At 67.2% G+C, this 17,974-nt stretch carries 21 protein-coding genes; 4 read left to right on the top strand and 17 right to left on the bottom strand.

What is annotated here, in order from left to right:
- Positions 1-282: 282 nt before the first annotated feature.
- Positions 283-1,854, top strand: coding sequence for an AMP-binding protein (locus tag ACTOWY_RS09495; RefSeq protein ID WP_441309230.1), 1,572 nt, complete (start codon positions 283-285; stop codon positions 1,852-1,854).
- A gap of 191 nt (positions 1,855-2,045) precedes the next feature.
- Here ACTOWY_RS09495 and ACTOWY_RS09490 read toward each other — a convergent pair whose 3' ends face one another.
- The 13 genes from ACTOWY_RS09490 to ACTOWY_RS09430 form a co-directional block, all read right to left on the bottom strand.
- A complete protein-coding gene (locus tag ACTOWY_RS09490) occupies positions 2,046-3,473 on the bottom strand; it encodes a tyrosine-type recombinase/integrase (protein WP_441309229.1) in 1,428 nt (475 codons plus the stop codon).
- Positions 3,474-3,656: 183 nt separating this feature from the next.
- A complete protein-coding gene (locus ACTOWY_RS09485) occupies positions 3,657-5,018 on the bottom strand; it encodes a replication initiator (RefSeq protein WP_441309228.1) in 1,362 nt (453 codons plus the stop codon).
- Positions 5,019-5,117: 99 nt separating this feature from the next.
- On the bottom strand, positions 5,118-5,960 hold the full coding sequence (locus tag ACTOWY_RS09480) for a hypothetical protein (protein WP_441309227.1): 843 nt from the start codon (positions 5,958-5,960) through the stop codon (positions 5,118-5,120).
- Positions 5,961-5,998: 38 nt separating this feature from the next.
- On the bottom strand, positions 5,999-6,181 hold the full coding sequence (locus ACTOWY_RS09475) for a hypothetical protein (protein WP_441309226.1): 183 nt from the start codon (positions 6,179-6,181) through the stop codon (positions 5,999-6,001).
- Positions 6,181-6,546, bottom strand: a complete 366-nt coding sequence (locus tag ACTOWY_RS09470; RefSeq protein ID WP_441309225.1) for a WhiB family transcriptional regulator — start codon at positions 6,544-6,546, stop codon at positions 6,181-6,183. The genes ACTOWY_RS09475 and ACTOWY_RS09470 overlap by 1 nt, the downstream gene beginning before the upstream one ends.
- Positions 6,543-6,974 (bottom strand): hypothetical protein, encoded by a 432-nt coding sequence (locus ACTOWY_RS09465; RefSeq protein WP_441309224.1) that lies wholly within the window; start codon positions 6,972-6,974, stop codon positions 6,543-6,545. The genes ACTOWY_RS09470 and ACTOWY_RS09465 overlap by 4 nt, the downstream gene beginning before the upstream one ends.
- 92 nt (positions 6,975-7,066) lie before the next feature.
- Positions 7,067-7,156, bottom strand: a complete 90-nt coding sequence (locus tag ACTOWY_RS09460; protein WP_441309223.1) for a zinc-ribbon domain-containing protein — start codon at positions 7,154-7,156, stop codon at positions 7,067-7,069.
- Positions 7,156-8,523, bottom strand: a complete 1,368-nt coding sequence (locus ACTOWY_RS09455) for an FtsK/SpoIIIE domain-containing protein (protein WP_441309222.1) — start codon at positions 8,521-8,523, stop codon at positions 7,156-7,158. Before ACTOWY_RS09455 ends, ACTOWY_RS09460 begins: the two co-directional genes overlap by 1 nt.
- Positions 8,524-8,526: 3 nt before the next feature.
- A complete protein-coding gene (locus ACTOWY_RS09450) occupies positions 8,527-8,682 on the bottom strand; it encodes a hypothetical protein (protein ID WP_441309221.1) in 156 nt (51 codons plus the stop codon).
- A 90-nt stretch (positions 8,683-8,772) separates the two neighbouring features.
- Positions 8,773-8,955, bottom strand: coding sequence for a hypothetical protein (locus ACTOWY_RS09445; RefSeq protein ID WP_441309220.1), 183 nt, complete (start codon positions 8,953-8,955; stop codon positions 8,773-8,775).
- 3 nt (positions 8,956-8,958) lie between these two features.
- Positions 8,959-9,225 carry a hypothetical protein gene (locus ACTOWY_RS09440; protein WP_441309219.1) on the bottom strand — a complete coding sequence of 89 codons (267 nt, stop codon included), beginning with the start codon at positions 9,223-9,225 and terminating at the stop codon, positions 8,959-8,961.
- A complete protein-coding gene (locus tag ACTOWY_RS09435; RefSeq protein ID WP_441309218.1) occupies positions 9,225-9,662 on the bottom strand; it encodes a hypothetical protein in 438 nt (145 codons plus the stop codon). Before ACTOWY_RS09435 ends, ACTOWY_RS09440 begins: the two co-directional genes overlap by 1 nt.
- Before the next feature lie 434 nt (positions 9,663-10,096).
- Positions 10,097-10,489, bottom strand: coding sequence for a hypothetical protein (locus ACTOWY_RS09430; RefSeq protein ID WP_441309217.1), 393 nt, complete (start codon positions 10,487-10,489; stop codon positions 10,097-10,099).
- Between the two features lie 134 nt (positions 10,490-10,623).
- On the opposite strand from ACTOWY_RS09430, the gene ACTOWY_RS09425 reads away from it, so the two are divergent.
- Positions 10,624-10,983 (top strand): GntR family transcriptional regulator, encoded by a 360-nt coding sequence (locus tag ACTOWY_RS09425; RefSeq protein ID WP_441309216.1) that lies wholly within the window; start codon positions 10,624-10,626, stop codon positions 10,981-10,983.
- A 590-nt stretch (positions 10,984-11,573) separates the two neighbouring features.
- On the opposite strand, the gene ACTOWY_RS09420 is transcribed toward ACTOWY_RS09425, so the two are convergent.
- Positions 11,574-11,858: a hypothetical protein gene (locus ACTOWY_RS09420; RefSeq protein ID WP_441309215.1), complete on the bottom strand. Its 285-nt coding sequence runs from the start codon at positions 11,856-11,858 to the stop codon at positions 11,574-11,576.
- A gap of 292 nt (positions 11,859-12,150) precedes the next feature.
- Here ACTOWY_RS09420 and ACTOWY_RS09415 point away from each other — a divergent pair, with 292 nt between their 5' ends.
- Positions 12,151-13,584 carry a helix-turn-helix domain-containing protein gene (locus tag ACTOWY_RS09415; RefSeq protein WP_441309214.1) on the top strand — a complete coding sequence of 478 codons (1,434 nt, stop codon included), beginning with the start codon at positions 12,151-12,153 and terminating at the stop codon, positions 13,582-13,584.
- Positions 13,585-13,609: 25 nt separating this feature from the next.
- On the opposite strand, the gene ACTOWY_RS09410 is transcribed toward ACTOWY_RS09415, so the two are convergent.
- The 3 genes from ACTOWY_RS09410 to ACTOWY_RS09400 all read right to left on the bottom strand — a co-directional run bounded on the left by ACTOWY_RS09410 (position 13,610) and on the right by ACTOWY_RS09400 (position 16,220).
- Positions 13,610-14,011: a type II toxin-antitoxin system VapC family toxin gene (locus ACTOWY_RS09410; protein WP_441309213.1), complete on the bottom strand. Its 402-nt coding sequence runs from the start codon at positions 14,009-14,011 to the stop codon at positions 13,610-13,612.
- Between the two features lie 2 nt (positions 14,012-14,013).
- On the bottom strand, positions 14,014-14,208 hold the full coding sequence (locus tag ACTOWY_RS09405) for a hypothetical protein (RefSeq protein ID WP_441309212.1): 195 nt from the start codon (positions 14,206-14,208) through the stop codon (positions 14,014-14,016).
- Positions 14,209-15,005: 797 nt separating this feature from the next.
- A complete protein-coding gene (locus ACTOWY_RS09400) occupies positions 15,006-16,220 on the bottom strand; it encodes a hypothetical protein (protein WP_441309211.1) in 1,215 nt (404 codons plus the stop codon).
- 164 nt (positions 16,221-16,384) lie between these two features.
- On the opposite strand from ACTOWY_RS09400, the gene ACTOWY_RS09395 reads away from it, so the two are divergent.
- Positions 16,385-17,911 (top strand): MFS transporter, encoded by a 1,527-nt coding sequence (locus ACTOWY_RS09395; protein WP_441309210.1) that lies wholly within the window; start codon positions 16,385-16,387, stop codon positions 17,909-17,911.
- Positions 17,912-17,974 lie beyond the last annotated feature (63 nt).

Genomic DNA, 17,974 nt, shown 5'->3' with positions numbered 1-17,974 from the left:
CTGGGTCCGGGCGGGCCGCGGTTCGACGGGGGATACGAACCGCGATGGACACCCTCTCGAGATCGGGGAGTGCGTGGGAGCCGATCTGAAAGAGTGATGTCAACTTGGCAGATTCGATGTGGCAATCACAAGCCTGGCCCACTGCTCCATTCGAGTGTACTTAGCTCGGTGGGATAACGGGATGATGTCTGGTCGGCCGCTGTTGACAGCAACTTGACTGGGGCCTGTGAGCGTAGTCACGATTGATCGCCCGATTGGCGTCCGCCGTTGGAGGGAACACCCATGGCATTTCGCAGTCCGTACCCCGATGTCGCGATTCCGGACGTCTCGCTGCCGGAGCTGCTGTTCGGGGCGCTGAGCCCGGCACAGGCTGCTGCACCTGCGCTGATCGATGGGCCAAGCGGGCGAACGCTGGGCTATGGCGAACTGGCCGCGCTGGTGGACAAGGCCGCCGCCGGACTCGCCGCCCGCGGTATCAACAAGGGTGATGTGGTCGGCATCTTCAGTCCGAACACGCCCTACTACGCGGTGGTATTCCACGGGGTGCTGCGCGCGGGCGCGGTGGCCACCACGGTGAACGCGCTCTACACCGCCGACGAGCTGGCCCATCAGCTCATCGACGCCGGGGCGAAGCTGCTGTTCACCGTCTCCGCCTTCGCCGAGCGGGCACTGGCCGCGGCCAAGACGGCGGGCATCGCCGAGGTGATCTTCCTGGACGGCCTGGACGGCCATCCCGCGCTGGCCGGGCTGCTGGCCACCGAGGCCGCGCCGCCGGTGATCGAGTTCGACCCGGCGGAGGACCTCGCCGTGCTGCCCTACTCCTCGGGCACCACCGGCCGGGCCAAGGGCGTGATGCTGACCCACCGCAACCTGGTGGCCAACATCGAGCAGTTCAAGCAGGTCGTGCACATCGACTCGAACGACCGGGTGCTGGCGGTGCTGCCGTTCTTCCACATCTACGGCATGCAGGTGACCATGAACCACGCGCTCGCGGTGGGCGCGGCCGTGGTCACCATGCCCAAGTTCGACCTGGCCGAGTTCCTGCGGATCATCGCCGAGCACCGGACCAGTTATGTCTACATCGCTCCGCCGGTGGCGGTCGCGCTGGCCAAGCACCCCATGGTCGACGAGTACGACCTGTCCGCGATGAAGATGCTCTTCTCCGGCGCCGCGCCGCTGGACGCCGAACTGGCGAACGCGGTGGCCAAGCGGCTGGGGGTGGCGGTGCGGCAGGGCTACGGCATGACCGAGATGAGCCCGGTCAGCCACGCCATCCCGAGCGACCGCCCGGACATCAACGTGGGCACGGTCGGGCTGATCCTGCCGAACATGGTGTGCAAGCTGGTCGACCCGGCCACCGAGGAGGAGTCGCTGCCCGGTCAGCCCGGCGAACTGTGGTGCCAGGGCCCCAACGTGATGAAGGGCTACCTGAACAACGAGGAGGCCACCAAGTCCACAGTGGACGATGAGGGTTTCCTGCACACCGGTGATGTCGCGGTGATCGACGAGCACGGCGTGGTGTCCATTGTGGACAGAGTGAAGGAGCTGATCAAGTACAAGGGCTACCAGGTGCCGCCTGCCGAGCTGGAGGCGTTGCTGCTGACCCACCCGCGGATCGCCGACGCCGCGGTGATCGGCGTGCGGGACGCCGAGGGCGAGGAGGTGCCCAAGGCGTTCGTGGTGCGCCAGCCGGGCGCCGAGGAGCTGGACGAGACCGCGGTGATGACCTTCGTGGCCGCGCAGGTGGCCCCGCACAAGAAGGTCCGGGTGGTCGAGTTCCTGACCGCGATCCCCAAGTCCGCCAGCGGAAAGATCCTGCGCAAGGACCTGCGCGCCCGCGAGGCCAGTTCGTGAAGCCCCAGGTAAACGGCGCAAACCCGTTCTGAACTGCGAAAACAGAGCGCTGTAGGTCGGTCCAGGGCTGTCAGGTACTGCCACTGACTGCGGCTCTCTGCCGGTGTCTCCGGAACATACGCGGAACAGCGAAGGCCCCCAGCAAGATCACTCGCTGGGGGCCTTTCCTCCAGTCTACCTGCCTAAACGGGTCACATGGAGTCTCCGTAGAAGTCGCTGATCTTGTCGTTGGATGACGACTGCTGGCCGTCCAGCATCTTCCAGTAGACCTGCATCAGGACTTCGATCGAGTGCCCCGCGCGGTTGGCCACGTCGGCCACCGGAACCCCCGCGGCTAGCTGTGTCGACACGGCGGCATGGCGGAGATCGTAGGGGTCCTTCGCCAGCATCGACTTGTACTGTGCGGGAGGTAGCGCGATGCTCCGTGCTCGTTTCCAGATCTTGGTATACACGGACGCGTTGACTGGCCCACTGCTTTTCTTGCCCCGGAACAGTCGCCCGTCCGGCGTGGTGCCAAACCGTGCCAGATGTGCCCGAAGGACCCGTACTAGCTGTGGCGGGATCGGCACCACGCGCACCTCACCTTCGGCCCGCCTCTTCAAGTTGCGTTCCTCCCAGAGTTCGCCCGAGTCGGTGTAGCGGCCGACCGCCCGGGACGCCGACTTTTCCAGAGTGACTTTGCCCCACAGGCCGGGTTCGACCCACTCGGCCCGCGCCTCATCCCACACCAGTGATGGTAACGTCAGGTCATCGTCCCGAATCCGATTCACCTCACACGGTCGAAATGCGCCGTAGTACATAGCGGCGAAGAAGGCGTACAGGTAGTCATTCTTTCCCGCTTGGCCAACGTAGGTCACCGCTGAGAGTAATTGCGCCGCCTGACGAGGGTTGACAACCACCCGCGGGTCAACCTCCCTGCTCCCTTGCTCCAGAGTGGTCTTGTTTCCCTTGACTGGGTTAACTGTAAGTTCCTTGGCGTCTACCCCATAGTTCAACAGTTGGTAAAGTATTGCGCGTCGGGTTGCCTTAGTTCCAGCGGTTGCGGGATTTCCGTTCAAGTTCCGCCCAAGGGTAAGCAATAGCTTGCTGACTTCCACTTTCTCTGCCAGTTCTCGGACAGGTCGGGAATTCTTCTCCAGCCAGTTTGCGATCACATCTTCTTCTGGTGATCGGAGGCGTTCTCGCTGGTTCTTTGGTAGAAGGAGCGTCGTCAGCGTCCGTCGGAGCAGTCGCGGTTCAGGTGCATTCTTGGCGGACCTGACAAAATTGGCAACCGGGATAGCCAAGGCATCGACATTACGTTTACGGGTGTTTGGTGCAATGTTGTCCCACTCTGAGTCGACGAACTCCTGAGTCAGTTGCAGTAGCGACCGGGCTGTTCGCTGCTGGTGCTCAGACTGAGGTAGGCCGGTCACGGTATCGAACGCTTCGCCGCGTTCGGCGGCCGCGAGAAGCTTTGATCGGCGATTGTCCGCAAGCTTTTTTGTCTTGTACCACTCGGAGTGTTCCTCTCCCGCCGTGATCCAGCGAACCCCGTACGGCTTCGGGCGTCTCTTCTGGCCAGGCTGGGCCTTGATCTCCTTAATGGCCCAGATGTTGACTTTGTAGGTTCCGTTCATGCCACATCACTCCGAAGGCCGTTGAGCCAGGTCAGGTAATCGGCCCCGATGATTCGGAGCTTGCCGTTAGGTAGCTTGCAAACTTCTGGAGCTGCGCCCGGGATCTGACGCCACTTGTAGAACGTGTCTTTTGAGATTCCCAACCGCTTGCAGAGGGTAGGGACATCCATCAATTCACTAGGGTCAACCGGGCTGTGATCCATGGCGCGCCCCTTCCTTTTGTCGGTTGGCTTTGATGCGCTCGGCGATGCCTGCGGCTAGTTCGCGTTCGGCCTCGGTCTGGTGCCCCACGGCGAGGAAGTTCCAGTGGTTGACCACCGTGACTTCGTCCTCGGTGACGCCGAGCTGGGAGAGTGCCTCGGTTGTGCGGTAGCGGCGTTGGGTGCCGCGGATGTCCTTGAAGGTGGTGGAGTAGCGGCGGGACTTAGTCAGGAAGTGGCCGCGGAAGCCGAGCATGTGCGCCCAGCGGCGCAGGTTGAGCCCGTCATAGATCGGGCTGCCGCCCAGCTCCCAGGCGGTTTCGATCATCCGCCGGTGGTGCGGGGAGATCCCGGACAGGTGTTCGATGGCGCGTTCGCTGTGGATCGGCCGGTCCACGGTGTCGGTGCTGCCGGTGGACTTGGTGGCGTACTTGGCGATATACCCGGCAAGCCGGGCTTCGCTGATCTCGCCGTCGCCGTCCTCAAAACCGCCGGCCTGGCTCGCCCGGATCGTGCGGGTGTCCAGCTGTGCGCCCCAGACCAGCGGCAGCACGCGCCCGCACGGGCGGCAGGTCTCCACCCGGGCCGAGGTCACCGCGGCGGTGATGGCGTCCGTGAGCAGTTCGGCGCTGGCCCAGGCCGGGGCCGGGTCAACGGGACCGCCGGGGCCGTCCAGGCGGATCACGGCGTGGAAGTGGACCAGGCCGCGCCGCTGGTATTCGGCGACTTTGGCGTAGGACAGGCGGGCGTGCTCGCCGAAGCGGGACACCGGGATGCCCGCGGCCATGGCGAGCTTGCGGCGCAAGGCGATGGTGAAGCGGTGCCACAGCTTGCCCGCGTGGTTGTTCCACAGCACCGCCGCCTCATAGTCATAGGCGTCCCGGTCCACCGCGGTGCCGAGGCGGGGGTCATCGGGGTGGTGGAACCCGCCGCAGGGACAGGGAATCGTCTTGCCCGAGCGGGTGGTGCGGGAGGTGTGGACCGGGCCGAAGGAGGGGGCGGTCAGGGTGGTGAACACCCGGGGCCGGTCGGCGACCGCAGCGGGGATGTCCTTGCCCGCGTCTCCGGCCAGTCCGGCGCGGATGAGGTGGAAGGCGTCGGCGGCGTAGCGGTCGGCGCAGGAGGCACACAGGGCGGCGCGGCGGGTGCCGCAGGGGATGAGGATGTGCCCGGCGCGTTCGGCGAGGGTGGCGCCGGTGGTGTTGTGGGTGACGTTCCAGCGGCCCGCCAGGTGGATCGGGTGGGCACAGCCGCCGGTGGAGATGACTTTGGTACGCCACTGTTCCCAGTCGGTGGCCTGGACGCGGGCGGCCATGCGTTCGTCAAGATCAGGTGCCAGGTGCACGGCGGATCCCTTCAGTGGTGTGAAGGCAGAACGCGGCACCAGTGGCCACACGACGAAGAGGGCGCGACTGCTGGTGTCGCGCCCTGCGGTGGATGGGGTTCAGGCGGTAGCCGGGACTCCGGCCGGGGTGATCAGGCTAAGGATGCGCACGGCGTACTCGGGGGACACTCTCAGCGCGTCCTGGATGTCGTCGGCGGTCAGTGCCCGTTGGGCGGAGGCCACCTCGGCTTCCTTGGCTGCCAGCGCGGCGAGCATCGGATCCGGCAGACGCAGGCTCGTTCTGGCCTGTCTCCACCCGGGGGACGCCGGGGCCAGTGACACAGCGGTGGCCGGGGTGACTGCTGGTGCCGCCGGTGCCGGTGCGGCGAGGGCACGGGCGGTGGCGCAGGTCTGCTGGATGACCGGCATGACTTCGGCCACCAGGTAGACCACGGCCGGGATGACGATGTGCAGCACCAGCATGCCGTGGCTGAGCTTGCCGTTGGCGGGAAACAGTGCTGACCAGACGTTCATGACCAGCGTCGCGCCCAGCAGCAGCCGTTTCAGCCGCGAGACCGCCTTGGCGGCCACCTTCACGCCGCGGGAGAGCATTTCGGCTTCCCAGCGCAGCACAGTGACCAGAATTCCGGCTAGCCCGGGTTCGGCCAGCCACGCGCCCCACCACAGCGGGTCGGCCGGGGTGAGGTTTCCGGCCAGGAAGGCGTGCACGCCGGTGGTGGTGAATCCCAGGCCGAGGGCGAGGAAGAACCACATGCAGCGGGTGATGGAGACCCGTAGCCGTTCGATCTTGACCGCGTTGAGTTGCGGATCGCTGCTCAGCCCGTGCAGCTCATGGGATTCGGTGAGCTGGGCATGGAGCCGCCGGACCCGCCGGGTCTGTCCGGCCGGGCCGTCGCGCCGCCACCAGCGCCGGGCGGGCTGGTCGGATTCGTTGGCAGACAAGAGGATTCACCTCCCTGGGTCGTGTGTGGACGGTGGGGTCAGCATCGGACGGCTTTGGAGACGGCGTAGAGGACGAAGGAGACCAGCAGGCCCATGACCACCGCGGTGGAGGGGCCGAAGGCGAAGTACATCCCGGCGACCGAGGCCACCAGCACCAGCAGGGCCACGAGCAGCCAGCCCAGCGCCCGCAGGCTCAGCGGGAGCAAGAGAAGCGGTCGCATCAGCCCGTCCCCCTCAACCAGAGCGCCAACCGGGCTGTAGGCGGGGGCGGTTCGGCGGGCGGGTAGTGCACGTCCCGGCGTTCGGCCCCGGTCAATCCGCCGACCACGCCGACGGGGTGGCTTCGGGTGGGGGAGTTGCGTTTCTCCCAGGCGAGCTGATCGGCGCGGCAGGCCGCCAGCACCGGACAGCCCGCACACAACTCCTTGGCCTTGGCCATGTTCTGCACCGAGACGAAGGTTTCCGGCGGGACTCCGCGGCAGGCGGCGTCTTCGCGCCAGTCCGGCGGGCGGCCACCGGCGAACAGCGCCAGCATGAGCATCTTGTAGCCGAAGTGGTAGCCGCTCGATTGTGCCTGGCCGTTCATGCCGCCGCACCGTTCATGCCGCGGCCGGTCCCGGTGTCGCGGGCGGCCCGGATGAGCTTGCACAGCTCTTCCACGGTGAGAGTCTCGGCGGCGTCGAGGTCCAGCCGGAAGGAGCGGGCAACCTCGGCCACGGTCCGGTTGCGCAGCCGTCCGCCGAGTTCGGCCACGCCGGCCGTGGTGCCGGTGTTGATGGCGATACCGGAGGAAGTGCGGCCGGTCATGGTCACCGTCAGCTCACCGGGAATGGTGTGCTTCCAGGTGATGGTGACCCCGTCCAGGCGCATCGACCACAACAGGACCGCGGTCAGCCGGTCGGCGGCCGGACCGGTGGTGAAGCCCAGCGAGGCCGTCCGGGTCCGGGTGGACAGCCACAGGTGACTGGGCTTGGGCAGCCAGTGGGACCGCAGCAGGGACCGGACCTGTCGCATCAGCCGGTCCAGCCCCACCGTTGGGGTAGAAGTGTTGGCAGACATAGGAAACCTCCCAGAGAGGGCATGCGGGGTTGGGGCGGGTGCGCGGGTCAGCGGGTCAGGCGGGCGGTGCAGCTAGGGCAGACCGAGACGTTGTCCGGCAACGGGTTCCCGCACCACGGGCACAGGCCGCCGGTCATCAGGACACCGCCCGGAGCTGGGTGCCGGAGCGGATGAAGGCCACCAGCTCGTCAAGCTCGGCATCGGAGGTGTAGGCGAAGCGCACCCGGATCGGGGTGCGGGTGCGCTCATCGACGTAGAAGCCGATCCCCGCGTACTCCTTCAACGCCGGGATGGCGTCGGCGATGGCACCGCGGGCACGGGCATCCGAACCAAGGAGCATGTCCGGGTGGGTCTCGGAGGTCACCCGCAGACAGACCCGGTTGGGGAACAGGTCCCGGATCTCGACCACGTCCTTGGAGGGTTCCTGGACGAAGGCGTCCACGGAGTGGTGGGTGGCCCTGCCCATGGAAGTGATCTGGGCCAGGTAGCCGGTGATCTCCCTTGCCCGGGACGGGTTGTAGGCGATCAGGGTCCCGATCTCATCCACGATGAGGTAGTTGAGCGGGAACTCCGCGCTGACCGGCACCGAACGCAGCTTCCCGCGCTGCATCCGGGCCTGGGCCTTCTCCATATCCTTGACGAAGGCTTCCAACAGGTCGGCGCAGTCATCGGGGTTGTCGGCGTAGCGGCCGGGGCCGACCAGTTCCCGCAACCAGGCGAACTCCAGCTGCTTCGGGTCACACACCCACAGCCGGACCAGGCCGTCCCGGATCATCGGGGCCATGGACCGCAGCTTCGCCGCGGCAATGCTGTTCTTGCCCGCGCCGGTCGCACCGCCGTTGAGGGAGTGCGTGCCGTCCACCGGCTGGTAGAAGTCCTCCCCGAACTCATCCTCCCCGACCAGCAACGCGGCCAGGTCCACATCCGCGGAGTCCCGGGGCATGTCCGGGGCCGGGATCGGGTGGGTGAAGGGTTCGTTGCGCTGGATGATCAGCGCCAGCAGGCCAGGTTCGACGTGCTGCAGCGCCACTCGCACCGCTTTGAGGCCCTCGGCCAGGTGCTCCAACTTGGCCTTGAAGTCACTGGGGGCCTGGCCCTTGACGATCCGCACGTAGGCGGTGTCGACCGAGGCGGTGTAGGAGCGCACCCGGACGATGCGCGGGTAGAGGGTCGCGCCGGTCCGGCGGTGCTCCTTGGACAGGTCACAGGCATCCATCAGATCCCGCCACCGCCGACCCAGGAACGGTCCGAGCCAGCGACGCCGCCAGGCCCGCAGCACCGGCGCGGCGTAGGCGTCGAAGGAGCCGGGGTGTGCTCGGCACCACCCGGTGGTGCCCAGGATGAGGGCGCCCGCGGCGATGCCGGTGGGGGTATAGCCGAAGTGGGCGCAGGAGGCCACGGCCGCACTCGGGGCGGCCAGCATGCCCGGGTGACGGGCCAGCCACACCAGCCCCTGAAACTCCTTGCCGGGGGCGCGTTTGGTGTTCTCGGTCTTCTTTCTCATGGGTCACCTGACCTTCCGGGCGCGGGTGGTTCCCGCGGCGATCAACAGCAGGACCACCAGGCCCAACACGGGGGCGAGGGTGGGGGAGAACAGCGATGCGGACAGCACCGCGAACAGCACGAAGAGACCGGCCGCGACGGCGGTCCGCTCACCGAACATGACGTGTGCCCTTTCTGGGTGGGGGAAAGACAGCGGCCGACCACCACGGGAATTCCGTGACGATCGGCCGCTACCGGGAAAAGGTGGGTGCTACTTGGGGAGTTGGCTGCGCGCGTAGGAGGTGGACACGGTCAGCGTGGCCACCGCGCGGGCGAAGTCATCGTGGAGCGCCTTGAACTTCGCTCGCCGCACCGGAATGCCGGTGATCGCGTTCCGCAGCGTCTTCATTGCCTTGTCGACGTCTCCGAGTCGGATGTCAAGCTGGTGGGACATGGGCTAGACCCTCCAATCGCGGGAGATCAGTTCCGACTCGTACTGCATGGCGTGTGCCCGCAGTGCTTCCAGGTCGGCGCACGCTTTCTTGTACATTCCCTTGAGTTCGTCCGGGGTTGCGTTACGCCATGCGCCCTGGACTCTGGTTCGGGGGCGCATCTTGTCAATCATCTTCTTCAGTTCGCCGAGTTGCTCGAATGCGAAATCGAGTGCCTGGACGAACTCGCCGTAGCGCTTACGTGCGTGGGCGTTGACTGCTGCTACCTGCACTATGACCTTCCCTTTCGTGACGTTCGTTTATCGGGTGTGGGGTGTTGACCGTGTGCGTGGGGGTTGCGTTTCAGTTCTTCTTCCCATTTCGTGAGCTTCCGGCGGGTGGAGCCGGGGACCAGCACCGGACTGCCCTTGCTGGTCACCGCGCCGCAGGTCAGCACCCGGGGTGCGCCGAGGGTGAGCACGCCACTGTGGAGGAGTTGCGCGATCACCGCGGCTTCCCAGCCGGTCACCGGCCAGGTGGTGAGCTGCTTCCCGCAGTAGCGCTGGACCCGGTTGTTCCGGCCGACCACGGCGTATCCCAGCGCGCCAGCGGCCCGGTCCAGCACCTTCACGACCGCAGCCAGATCATTGACCGGTTCTGCAACCGCCGGCCTGTCCGCAGATGTGCTGGTCACAGGGTTTCCGAACAGGTCAACCTCGGCATCGGTCATGACGGGCCCTGGTGTTCGGCTACCCATTGCTGAAGCTCTTCCAGCGTCATGGATGCGATGGTGTTGTACCGGTGGAGGTTGTGCTCAAAACGCTTTCTACTGGCGGCATCCGACAGTGTTTTCCAGTCTCGGGCAAGGTGCGACAGCCCGGCTGAAAGGACCCCGTGTGCGTATGCCATTGCGTAATCAGCGTCCACGGGTTCCACTGAAGGTCGAGTGTCTGTGTTCATGGCAGTGTTCCTGTCTGTGATGCGGAAACCTAGGCGAACCCCGGTCAGGATGGCTGCCAAACCGGGGATCACCTACATTTCCGGTGCACCTATTGGCACCGGATTTAGGCATGGCTCGACTCACTGTGTAATTCTCAAAGAACGAACAGCCCGCGTGCTCGGCTTAGAAACTAGAAATCTGCAGGAGGTTGGGCAGGGGGTGGATCAGGCCGCGGTGGGGAGTTCGCCGGAGCGGCTGACCGGCTTGAGGCCGTCGGCCTTGAACCACAGGCCGGAGGCGGTGATCGCGCCGTTCTCGTTGCGCATCTCGTAGGTGTTGACCACGGCGTTGACCAGCTCGACGTAGGAGCCTTCCTCGAACCCGGGACCGGGGTCACCGGGGAGGTTGACCTTGATCTCTTCGCCCTTGGCGGTGCGGCGGCCCTCGGCCGGGCGGGGCTTGGCGAACAGGATCACGGTGTACTGCTCGATCCCGGTCCGGCGGTCGACCACGGGGGTCATGACGCCGTTGTCGAGTTCCTTCATCTTCACGGTGGGGGACTCGGTGATCATCAGGCGGTGGCCGCCGAAGTTCACGGGCAGGTCCTGAAGTGCCATGTCGTCTCCTTGGGTCCGGCCCGGGAGGGCCCCAGCTCTATCAACTGATACTACTGTAGCTGATAGAGCTGAGACAGTGTCAAGTCCGAACGGGTGACTTTCAGCTATTGCTGCTGTAGCGATAGAGTTTCGGCATGTCGATCGACCGGTCAGACCCGCGGCCTGCCTACCGTCAGGTTGCAGATGATCTGCGCCAAAAGATCACTGCCGGGGTGCTCAAGGCCGGTGATCAGCTTCCCTCGCTGAGCCAGCTCATGACCAAGTACGACATCGCGGGCAACACCGCCCGTCAGGCGCTTGGGGTGCTAACAGAGGAAGGACGGATCGTCGTCCGCCAGGGGCAGGGAGCCTTCGTTCTGGATGGCGCTGCTGACGTTGTCGACGATCCGTCCGGCCGTGACGTTCTGGAGTTGTTCCGTTCTCTCAAGGGAACGGTGGACGCCCTCAGTGACCGGCTTGCCGCCGTCGAGGAGCAGTTGGCCGACGAGAAGTGAGCCGCTGCTCGACCTTGATCAACCGGTCCTCGACAGCGGCGATCTTCTCTGACAGGCCCTTCGCCAGTGCGTACAGTTCTCGCCACTCCGCAGGGGTAAGCGCCGTGTTGTCCCGCATGTCTCAGGCTCCCCTCTTATGTGCGGTGCGAATCGATGTGGTCCGGTGTCCTACTTCGCGTCTCATAGGCGGTCCCACAGCGCCGACCAGGCCCACGCGAGCAGCAGGCCGACTGCGGCACCAATGAGCACTTCGAAGACGATTTGGTACATCTGGCACCTCCAATGCGCCTGTCACACTTCGTGGGGCCTTGCGCCGCCCGCGGAGTTCTCGCCCGTTCCCCTGGGCTGATTTGCCTGTGGCTCCGCCGCTGGGTCGGAGGCCGGCGTGAGTTCTCGTTCCGCCCTGGCCACGACATCCCGGAAGCGAGCCAGGCCAGCCACTGTCAGGCAGAACAGCACCGGCCCTTGCGCGGTGCCGACCTCGACCATGACATGCCGGGTATCGGTGTCGCCCCAAGCAGTTACGTGCGCACTCGCGGTCAGCCGGACAACGCGGATCGGCTGATCTGGCCCCTTGAGGAAGTCTCCAGTCACTGCTGGTCACCCCGCTCCGAGGTCTCGCGGATCGCGTGCCGCGGTCCAGCGGGGAGAGCCCGGCTCGCCAACGAGTCGCAGCGATCCGCAAACGCGGCTGCGGCAACGGCGAGCTGCCGCGCGAAGTTGGCGGCTAGTTCAAGGCCGCCCGCACGACCGGCGACCTGAATCGCGATCCGAGAATGTCCGTCATCGGCGACCAGCGATGGATGTCCAGTCGCGTGTTCGACCATCTCGGCCGAAGCATCCTCCTCCGGCTGAACCAGTACGTAGAACCCCATCCCGTCCTCCGATCAACAGCGGTCTCACCAACAACCACGGTGACGGCGAAATGGGGGCCAACCAATATCAACTTGCGATGCGGGTATTGGTGCCACCAATACCCGCAGATCAGCCGGTAGTGGAGCAGCTACACTGGGTTTGATCAGGTCAGACGGGAAACGTCGAGGGGGCCGGGTGAGCACCGTTCGCAAGCGTTGCCGGACTTGTACGGCTCTGCTTGCGCGAGATCACCGGGGAACGCAGTGCAGCCCGTGTGCTTCGGCCGCGATCCAGCGTGGAACCGCGCCCACGATGCCCGCCGAGTTCTGGAATCAGCCAGCTATCCAGGACGCGGCGCACGCGCGGCATATCGGCCAGCTCATCCACGCCTACCGGCAGGCGCACCAGCCTGTGCTGACCCAGGCGACAGTTGCCGGATGGCTGGGTCTGACCCAGGGGCACCTGAGCGTGGTCGAGCGAAATGCCCAGCCAGAGACCGACCTAGATCGGCTTGAACGATGGTGTGACGCACTGCACATGCCGGTGCGGCTGCGTTGGTTCCGAGGTCCGACGAGCGGCGACGCCACCGATGACGCCGTTGACGATCAACAGAAAACTCTTGCCCAGCTTGGACTTACCTATGCGGCCTCTCTGCCTACTACCGTGGATGTGGTAGCCGAGCTAGGGAGGCACGACATGGAGCGAAGGCGGTTTCTCACCAGCGCTGCGTTCGCCGTCGCGGCATCAGTCGCACCTAGCCGTGACTGGCTGCTGGCCACGTTGGACGAGATCGACGCGGCCCGCGGCCGGACCGGTACCGGCATGATCAGCACCGAGCAGGTTGACGCGATCCGCAGGACCTTCAGCGTCTTCCAGGAGTTGGACGTCATGCGTGGCGGGGGCCACGCCCGTGCCCAACTCGCCGCCTACCTGACCGAACACGTTGTCCCGCTGCTCCGGTCGAACGACCCGGACACCGAGGCCGGACGCGCCCTGTTCGAGGCCGCAGCAGAACAGCTCTACTTGCTGGGCTGGATGGCTTTCGACAACGGCGAACACGCCATCGCACAGCGGTACCTCATCCAGTCGCTCCGGCTTGCCCAAGCCGCCAAGAACACGGAGTTGGGCGCCCACGTGTTGGCCGGTCTCTCCGACCAGGCCACGCTGACCGGCCACCCGGACCAAGGTGTGCAGCTCGCCCGAGCTGGCCGCGCCGGGTTGCAGAACGGGTACTCACCGGCCTGCCTCGCCGACCTCTACGCCCTCCAGGCCCGAGCCGAGGCGGCCATGGGCGATGGGAAGGCCGCCGTGCTCAACGTGCACCTGTCGGAGAAGGCGTTCGAGAACATCGACCCCGACAACGAGCCCGAGTGGGCGCGCTTCATCGACGTCGCCTACCTCAACGGTGAGTACGCGCACGCCTTCCGGGACCTTCAGCAGCCCAACGAAGCCGCCCAGTGCGCCCGCCTGTCCGTCGCCGATTCGGAGCGGCAGAACCGTGCTCGCCGCGGGTCGCTCGCCCAGGCCGCCCTTGCTCGTGCCGCTCTGGACGATCACGACCTGACCGCAGCCGCGTCCGCCGGCCTGGCTGCCGCGAAGCTGGCCGCCACGGTGAAGTCGTCCCGGTCCGTCGAGGCGGTCACCGATCTGCGGGTGCGGATGCGGGACCACAGCGGATCACCGTCTGTCCGGGAGTTCCTGGACGTCTCCGGCGCACTCATGCCAGCGATGAGTTCCCGGACCTGAACCGGCTGCTGGTCGGTCGCGGTCTTCAGCGGCCGACCAGCTCAAGCCCTTCGTGCTCGACGAAGTCGGCGAAGTCCTTCACGTTCAACGTCGCCAACGGCACCTCGTAGGCCAGGCAGGCCGCCGCGATCCAGGTGTCGTTCTGCGGCCGAGGCCGACCGCGCTTCACCGCGGCAGCCGAGATCTCGCCCCACTTCCGCGCGACCAGCGGGGTACCCGGAAGGACCACCATCGGCTTCAGCCAGAGCGCCAGCTGATCACGTCGCCGTGGCCCCCATGAGCGCAGCTCAACCCACTTGGTCAGTTCGGCCAGGGTCACGAACGTGATGCACGGCCGGTAGCCAGCAAGCCCCGCAGCCGTCGCGGCCGACAGCTCACGTTTGAAGATCAACGATGCGACATCAGTGTCGAGAACGACCGCGTCCATGATCAGGCGAGATTCGCGTTCCGCTCGGCCCGGATCCAGGTCAGGAACTCGGCCAACTCCGCGTCCGTCTCGAAGATGCCCTCGCACGCCAGGTCGTCAACGGAACGGATTGGCTGAACGTCCTTCTCCCGGAACAGCGCGTCAAGCAGGGCAGGCCCTTCCAGGCCCTCATGCGAAGCGAACTCGGCACTGGCCATCCTCACCACCTCCATCCCTTACCACCCAGTCTGCCACCAACGGCCCCGCCGGACCACGACACGGGGCCACGGTGCCGCCGCGTTCAGAGTTTCTTTTCTTGTTCAAGGCGGCCCCCTGCGGGGGCCGCTCGGCCTGGTGCTCATCCTGCCGCGGAAGACGGAGCCCCCGATGTTGTGCGGAGCGCCCAAGCGGACCTAACGGTCCGCGGGCGCTCCGCCGAGGCATGGGGCACCGTCCCGCGGCAGGGAGGAGGCCGAGCGTCCCCCACAGGGAACCGCGGTGGTGAAGTCGGTACGAGCGCGAGGGCGGCCGGCATATCTCGGGGCTGGGGCGCTCGGCTGCCGCGCCCATGGACAACCCAATGCTTCGCACACGGGTTGACCACAGGCTTGCCAACGGGAAGCCGGGTTCCGTAGCCGAGTGGTTGAGGGCACCGGTCTTGGGGGACGTCAAGGGCGTGCATCCTGCGAGGCCGCCCCTCCAGAGTCAAGGGCGCTGACGCGTCGGCCCTGCCGATGGATCGGAGATCCACCCTGGACTCCGGAGCCTCTGCGACCTCTAAACGGGCATGCGCGGTCAGGCCGGGGGCCTGCCCCAGGGAGCGCACGCCCTTGACGTCCTAGGGGGCGAGTACGGAACAGACACGGAACAGCCTCCAGTCCGAACCATCCGGATGGGCCTATCTGTGCAGCTCATGACGGTATCGGTCCGATTTGCGAAGTACCTGCGCAAGGACCTGCGCGCCCGCGAGCGGGGCTGACGCCGACCCTGACGGGCCGGGGTCAGCCCCGGCCCATCAGGGGTGCACGTCGGAACCGAGCAGCCGAGGACCGCCCCAGCCGGCCACGCTGCGTCCGCCGATGGGCCACTGGGTCCGCACCGAGCCGTCGTCGATCCGCACCGACTGCACGGTCAGCATCCGCGGCTGGTGCGGGCTCAGGAACTGGTTGTGCCGCATCACATAGACCGAGTCATCCCGCCAGGACCAGGCCACCGAGCCCAGGATGACCGGGGCGAAGGGGAAGGTCTCGGCGTTGGGCGGCAGGATGAACCGGGAGTGCTTGCCGGAGCGCAGATCCAGCACGCCGAGCGCCTCGTAACCCGGCATGGTGTCCGGGGGCGTGGCGTAGGCGATCTTGTCGCCCCGGACGGACAGCGCCGAGTAGTGGTGGTTGCCGTGGAACTGCTCGCCGAAGACCCGGCTGCCGCGATCCGGGCCGAACAGCTCCGCCGCCAACGGTTCCACCCGGCCCGCGCTGATCCGCCAGAAGCTCTTGGGCGTGCGCACGACCGCGATTCCGCTGGAACTCAACAGGATCCGGTCCGCGGTCGCGCCGTCCGGGGTGACGATCGGACCGAAGGCGCCGCCGTAGCGGGCCCACGCCGGAGCGCCGTCGAGGCCGCCGTAGAGCCGGTCCTGGCCGTACCCGAGGTCGATGTTGACGTGCTTGAAGCCCGGCCCGTAGTAGTTGCCGCTGTACTGGTAGGTCACCCCATCCGCCCAGGTGTTGGCCCTGGGCATGGTGGCCAGCACGATCCCGTGCCCGGCGCGGCCCGCCGGATAACGCCGCAGCACGGTCTGGTTCTCACCGACCGGCTGGGCGGTGAGAACACCCGCGCCCTCCGGGGTCAGGTCGAACGGTGTCTCGCCCGCGCCGAAACGTTGCCGCCAGGAACGCAGTTCGGTGGCCCCCGGCGCGCCGATGCCCAGCGTCAGGGTGGTCTCCCCGGCCGGGGCCTCGACCTGGAACAGTGCCTGGCGGCCACCGAGCGAGGCCCCGATGAACCGGGACTCGCCTGCCACACCGTTGAAATTGCGCGACTTCGGGTTCGCCATCTCCTCCACCCAGCCGCCGTCGTAGCGGTGCAGCTCATAGCCGCCCACCTCGTGCGAAGCCTGGAAGGAGGCCACGGACTCCGGCGCGGGCGCGGCGGCGGCCGGTGTGGCGGGCAGTAGCAGGGACAGCGCCAGCGCCGGAGCGCAGACGCGGGTGAACGTGGACACAGCCATGGAACCCCCTGTGGAAGACGACTTACCCCTGCCTCGAAGCTAGGGCCCGACTGGCCGGGCCCGCGTGGGCTGAACGGCGCTCATCCGCCTGCCCTTTGGGGCGGCATATCAAAAGTCCGAGGGCTGCCTTGTGCCGCGGCGGGCGCACTGGCCCACTGGCAGCCATGGACGAGCTGACGCACCGGCGGCGGTGGGGCATTCTCGCCGTGCTGAGCATCTGTCTGCTCATCCCGGTGCTGGACACCATGATCCTCCAGGTCGCGCTGCAGCGGATCCAGGCCGAGCTGGGCGCCACCCAGTCCGAGCTGCAATGGGCGGTGGACGCCTACACGCTGGTCTTCGCCGCGCTGCTGTTCGCCACCGGCGCGCTGGCCGATGCCTTCGGGCGCAAGCGGATCCTGCTGCTCGGCCTGCTCGCCTTCGGCATCGCCTCCGCGCTGTGCGCCTTCGCGAGCAGTCCCGGCGAGCTGGTGCTGTTCCGGGCGATCAAGGGCATCGGCGCGGCCGCGATGCCCGCGACCAGCCTGGCCATCCTCACCCACGTGTTCCCGGCGGAGGAGCGGGCGCGGGCCATCGGCATCTGGTCCGGGGTGTCCGGGCTCGGCGTGGCACTGGGGCCGGTGGTCGGCGGGGTGCTGCTGGAGTACTTCTGGTGGGGCTCGGTGTTCCTGGTCAACGTGCCGGTGGTGCTGGCCGGGCTGGCGCTGATCGCCTGGCTGGTGCCGGAATCGCGCAGCCCCGGCCGCCGGGCGATCGACCCGCTGGGCACCCTGTGCTCCATCGGCGGCATCGGCCTGCTGGTCTACGCGATCATCCACGGCGGCGAGGCCGGGAACTGGCTCGGCGCGGGCGTGCTGCTGCCACTGGGTGGCGCGGTCCTGCTGCTGGTGCTGTTCGTGCTGGCCGAGCGGCGGATCGCGGATCCGGCCATCGACCTGAGCCTGTTCCGCAGCCCGGTGTTCACCGCCGGGTCCAGCGCGGTGGCCATCGGCTTCTTCGTGCAGTCCGGCGGCTTCTTCGCGCTGGTCTTCTACCTGCAGCTGGTCCGGGCCAACTCGCCGCTGGAGACCGGTCTGCTGTTCCTGCCGGTCGCGGTCGGCACCGTGATCGCCGCCACCCGCAGTGCCGCGCTGGCCCAGCGTTTCGGCGCGAACGTGGTGGTCGGCGGCGGCCTCGCGGTGTCCGGGCTGTTCTTCGCCGGTAGCGCGTTCTGGACCCCGTCGACCCCGGTCTGGTTGCTGGAACTGGGTTTCGGCGTGTTCGGCCTGGCCTTCGGGTGTGTGCTCGGCCCGGCCACCGCGGCCGCGATGAGCGTGGTGCCCCCGGCCAAGGCGGCCGCCGGGTCCGCGGTGAACAGCACCGTCCGGCAGCTTGGCGCGGCACTGGGCATCGCGCTGGTCGGCTCGGTGCTCTCGGTCGGCTACCGCAACGGCATGGGCTCCGCGGCCGAACTGCTGCCCTCGGCGATGCGCGCCGAGGCGGCCGACTCCCTCGGCGCCACCCTGGCGGTGCGCGCCCAGGCCGGGGACCGCGCCGGTGAGCTGGTCGAGGCCGCCGGACGCGCCTTCGCCGAGGGCATGGCCGCCGCGGTGTGGACGGCCGCGGTCGCCGCCCTGCTCGGCGCCGTGCTCACCGCGCTGCTGCTGCCCGGCCGGGCGCCCGCGAAGGCCAGGGCGGGCGCACCCGGTTGATCCACCCGGTGGGTTCGAGTTGTCGAGCCGGGCCGGAGCGGGCAGATTCGCAAGCCTGCGGAA

It is taken from the genome of Crossiella sp. CA198, from assembly GCF_052078295.1.
Classification (GTDB): Bacteria; Actinomycetota; Actinomycetes; order Mycobacteriales; family Pseudonocardiaceae; genus Crossiella.
The sequence above is the reverse complement of the archived record's forward strand: the minus strand, read 5'-3'. Positions and strand labels throughout refer to the sequence as shown.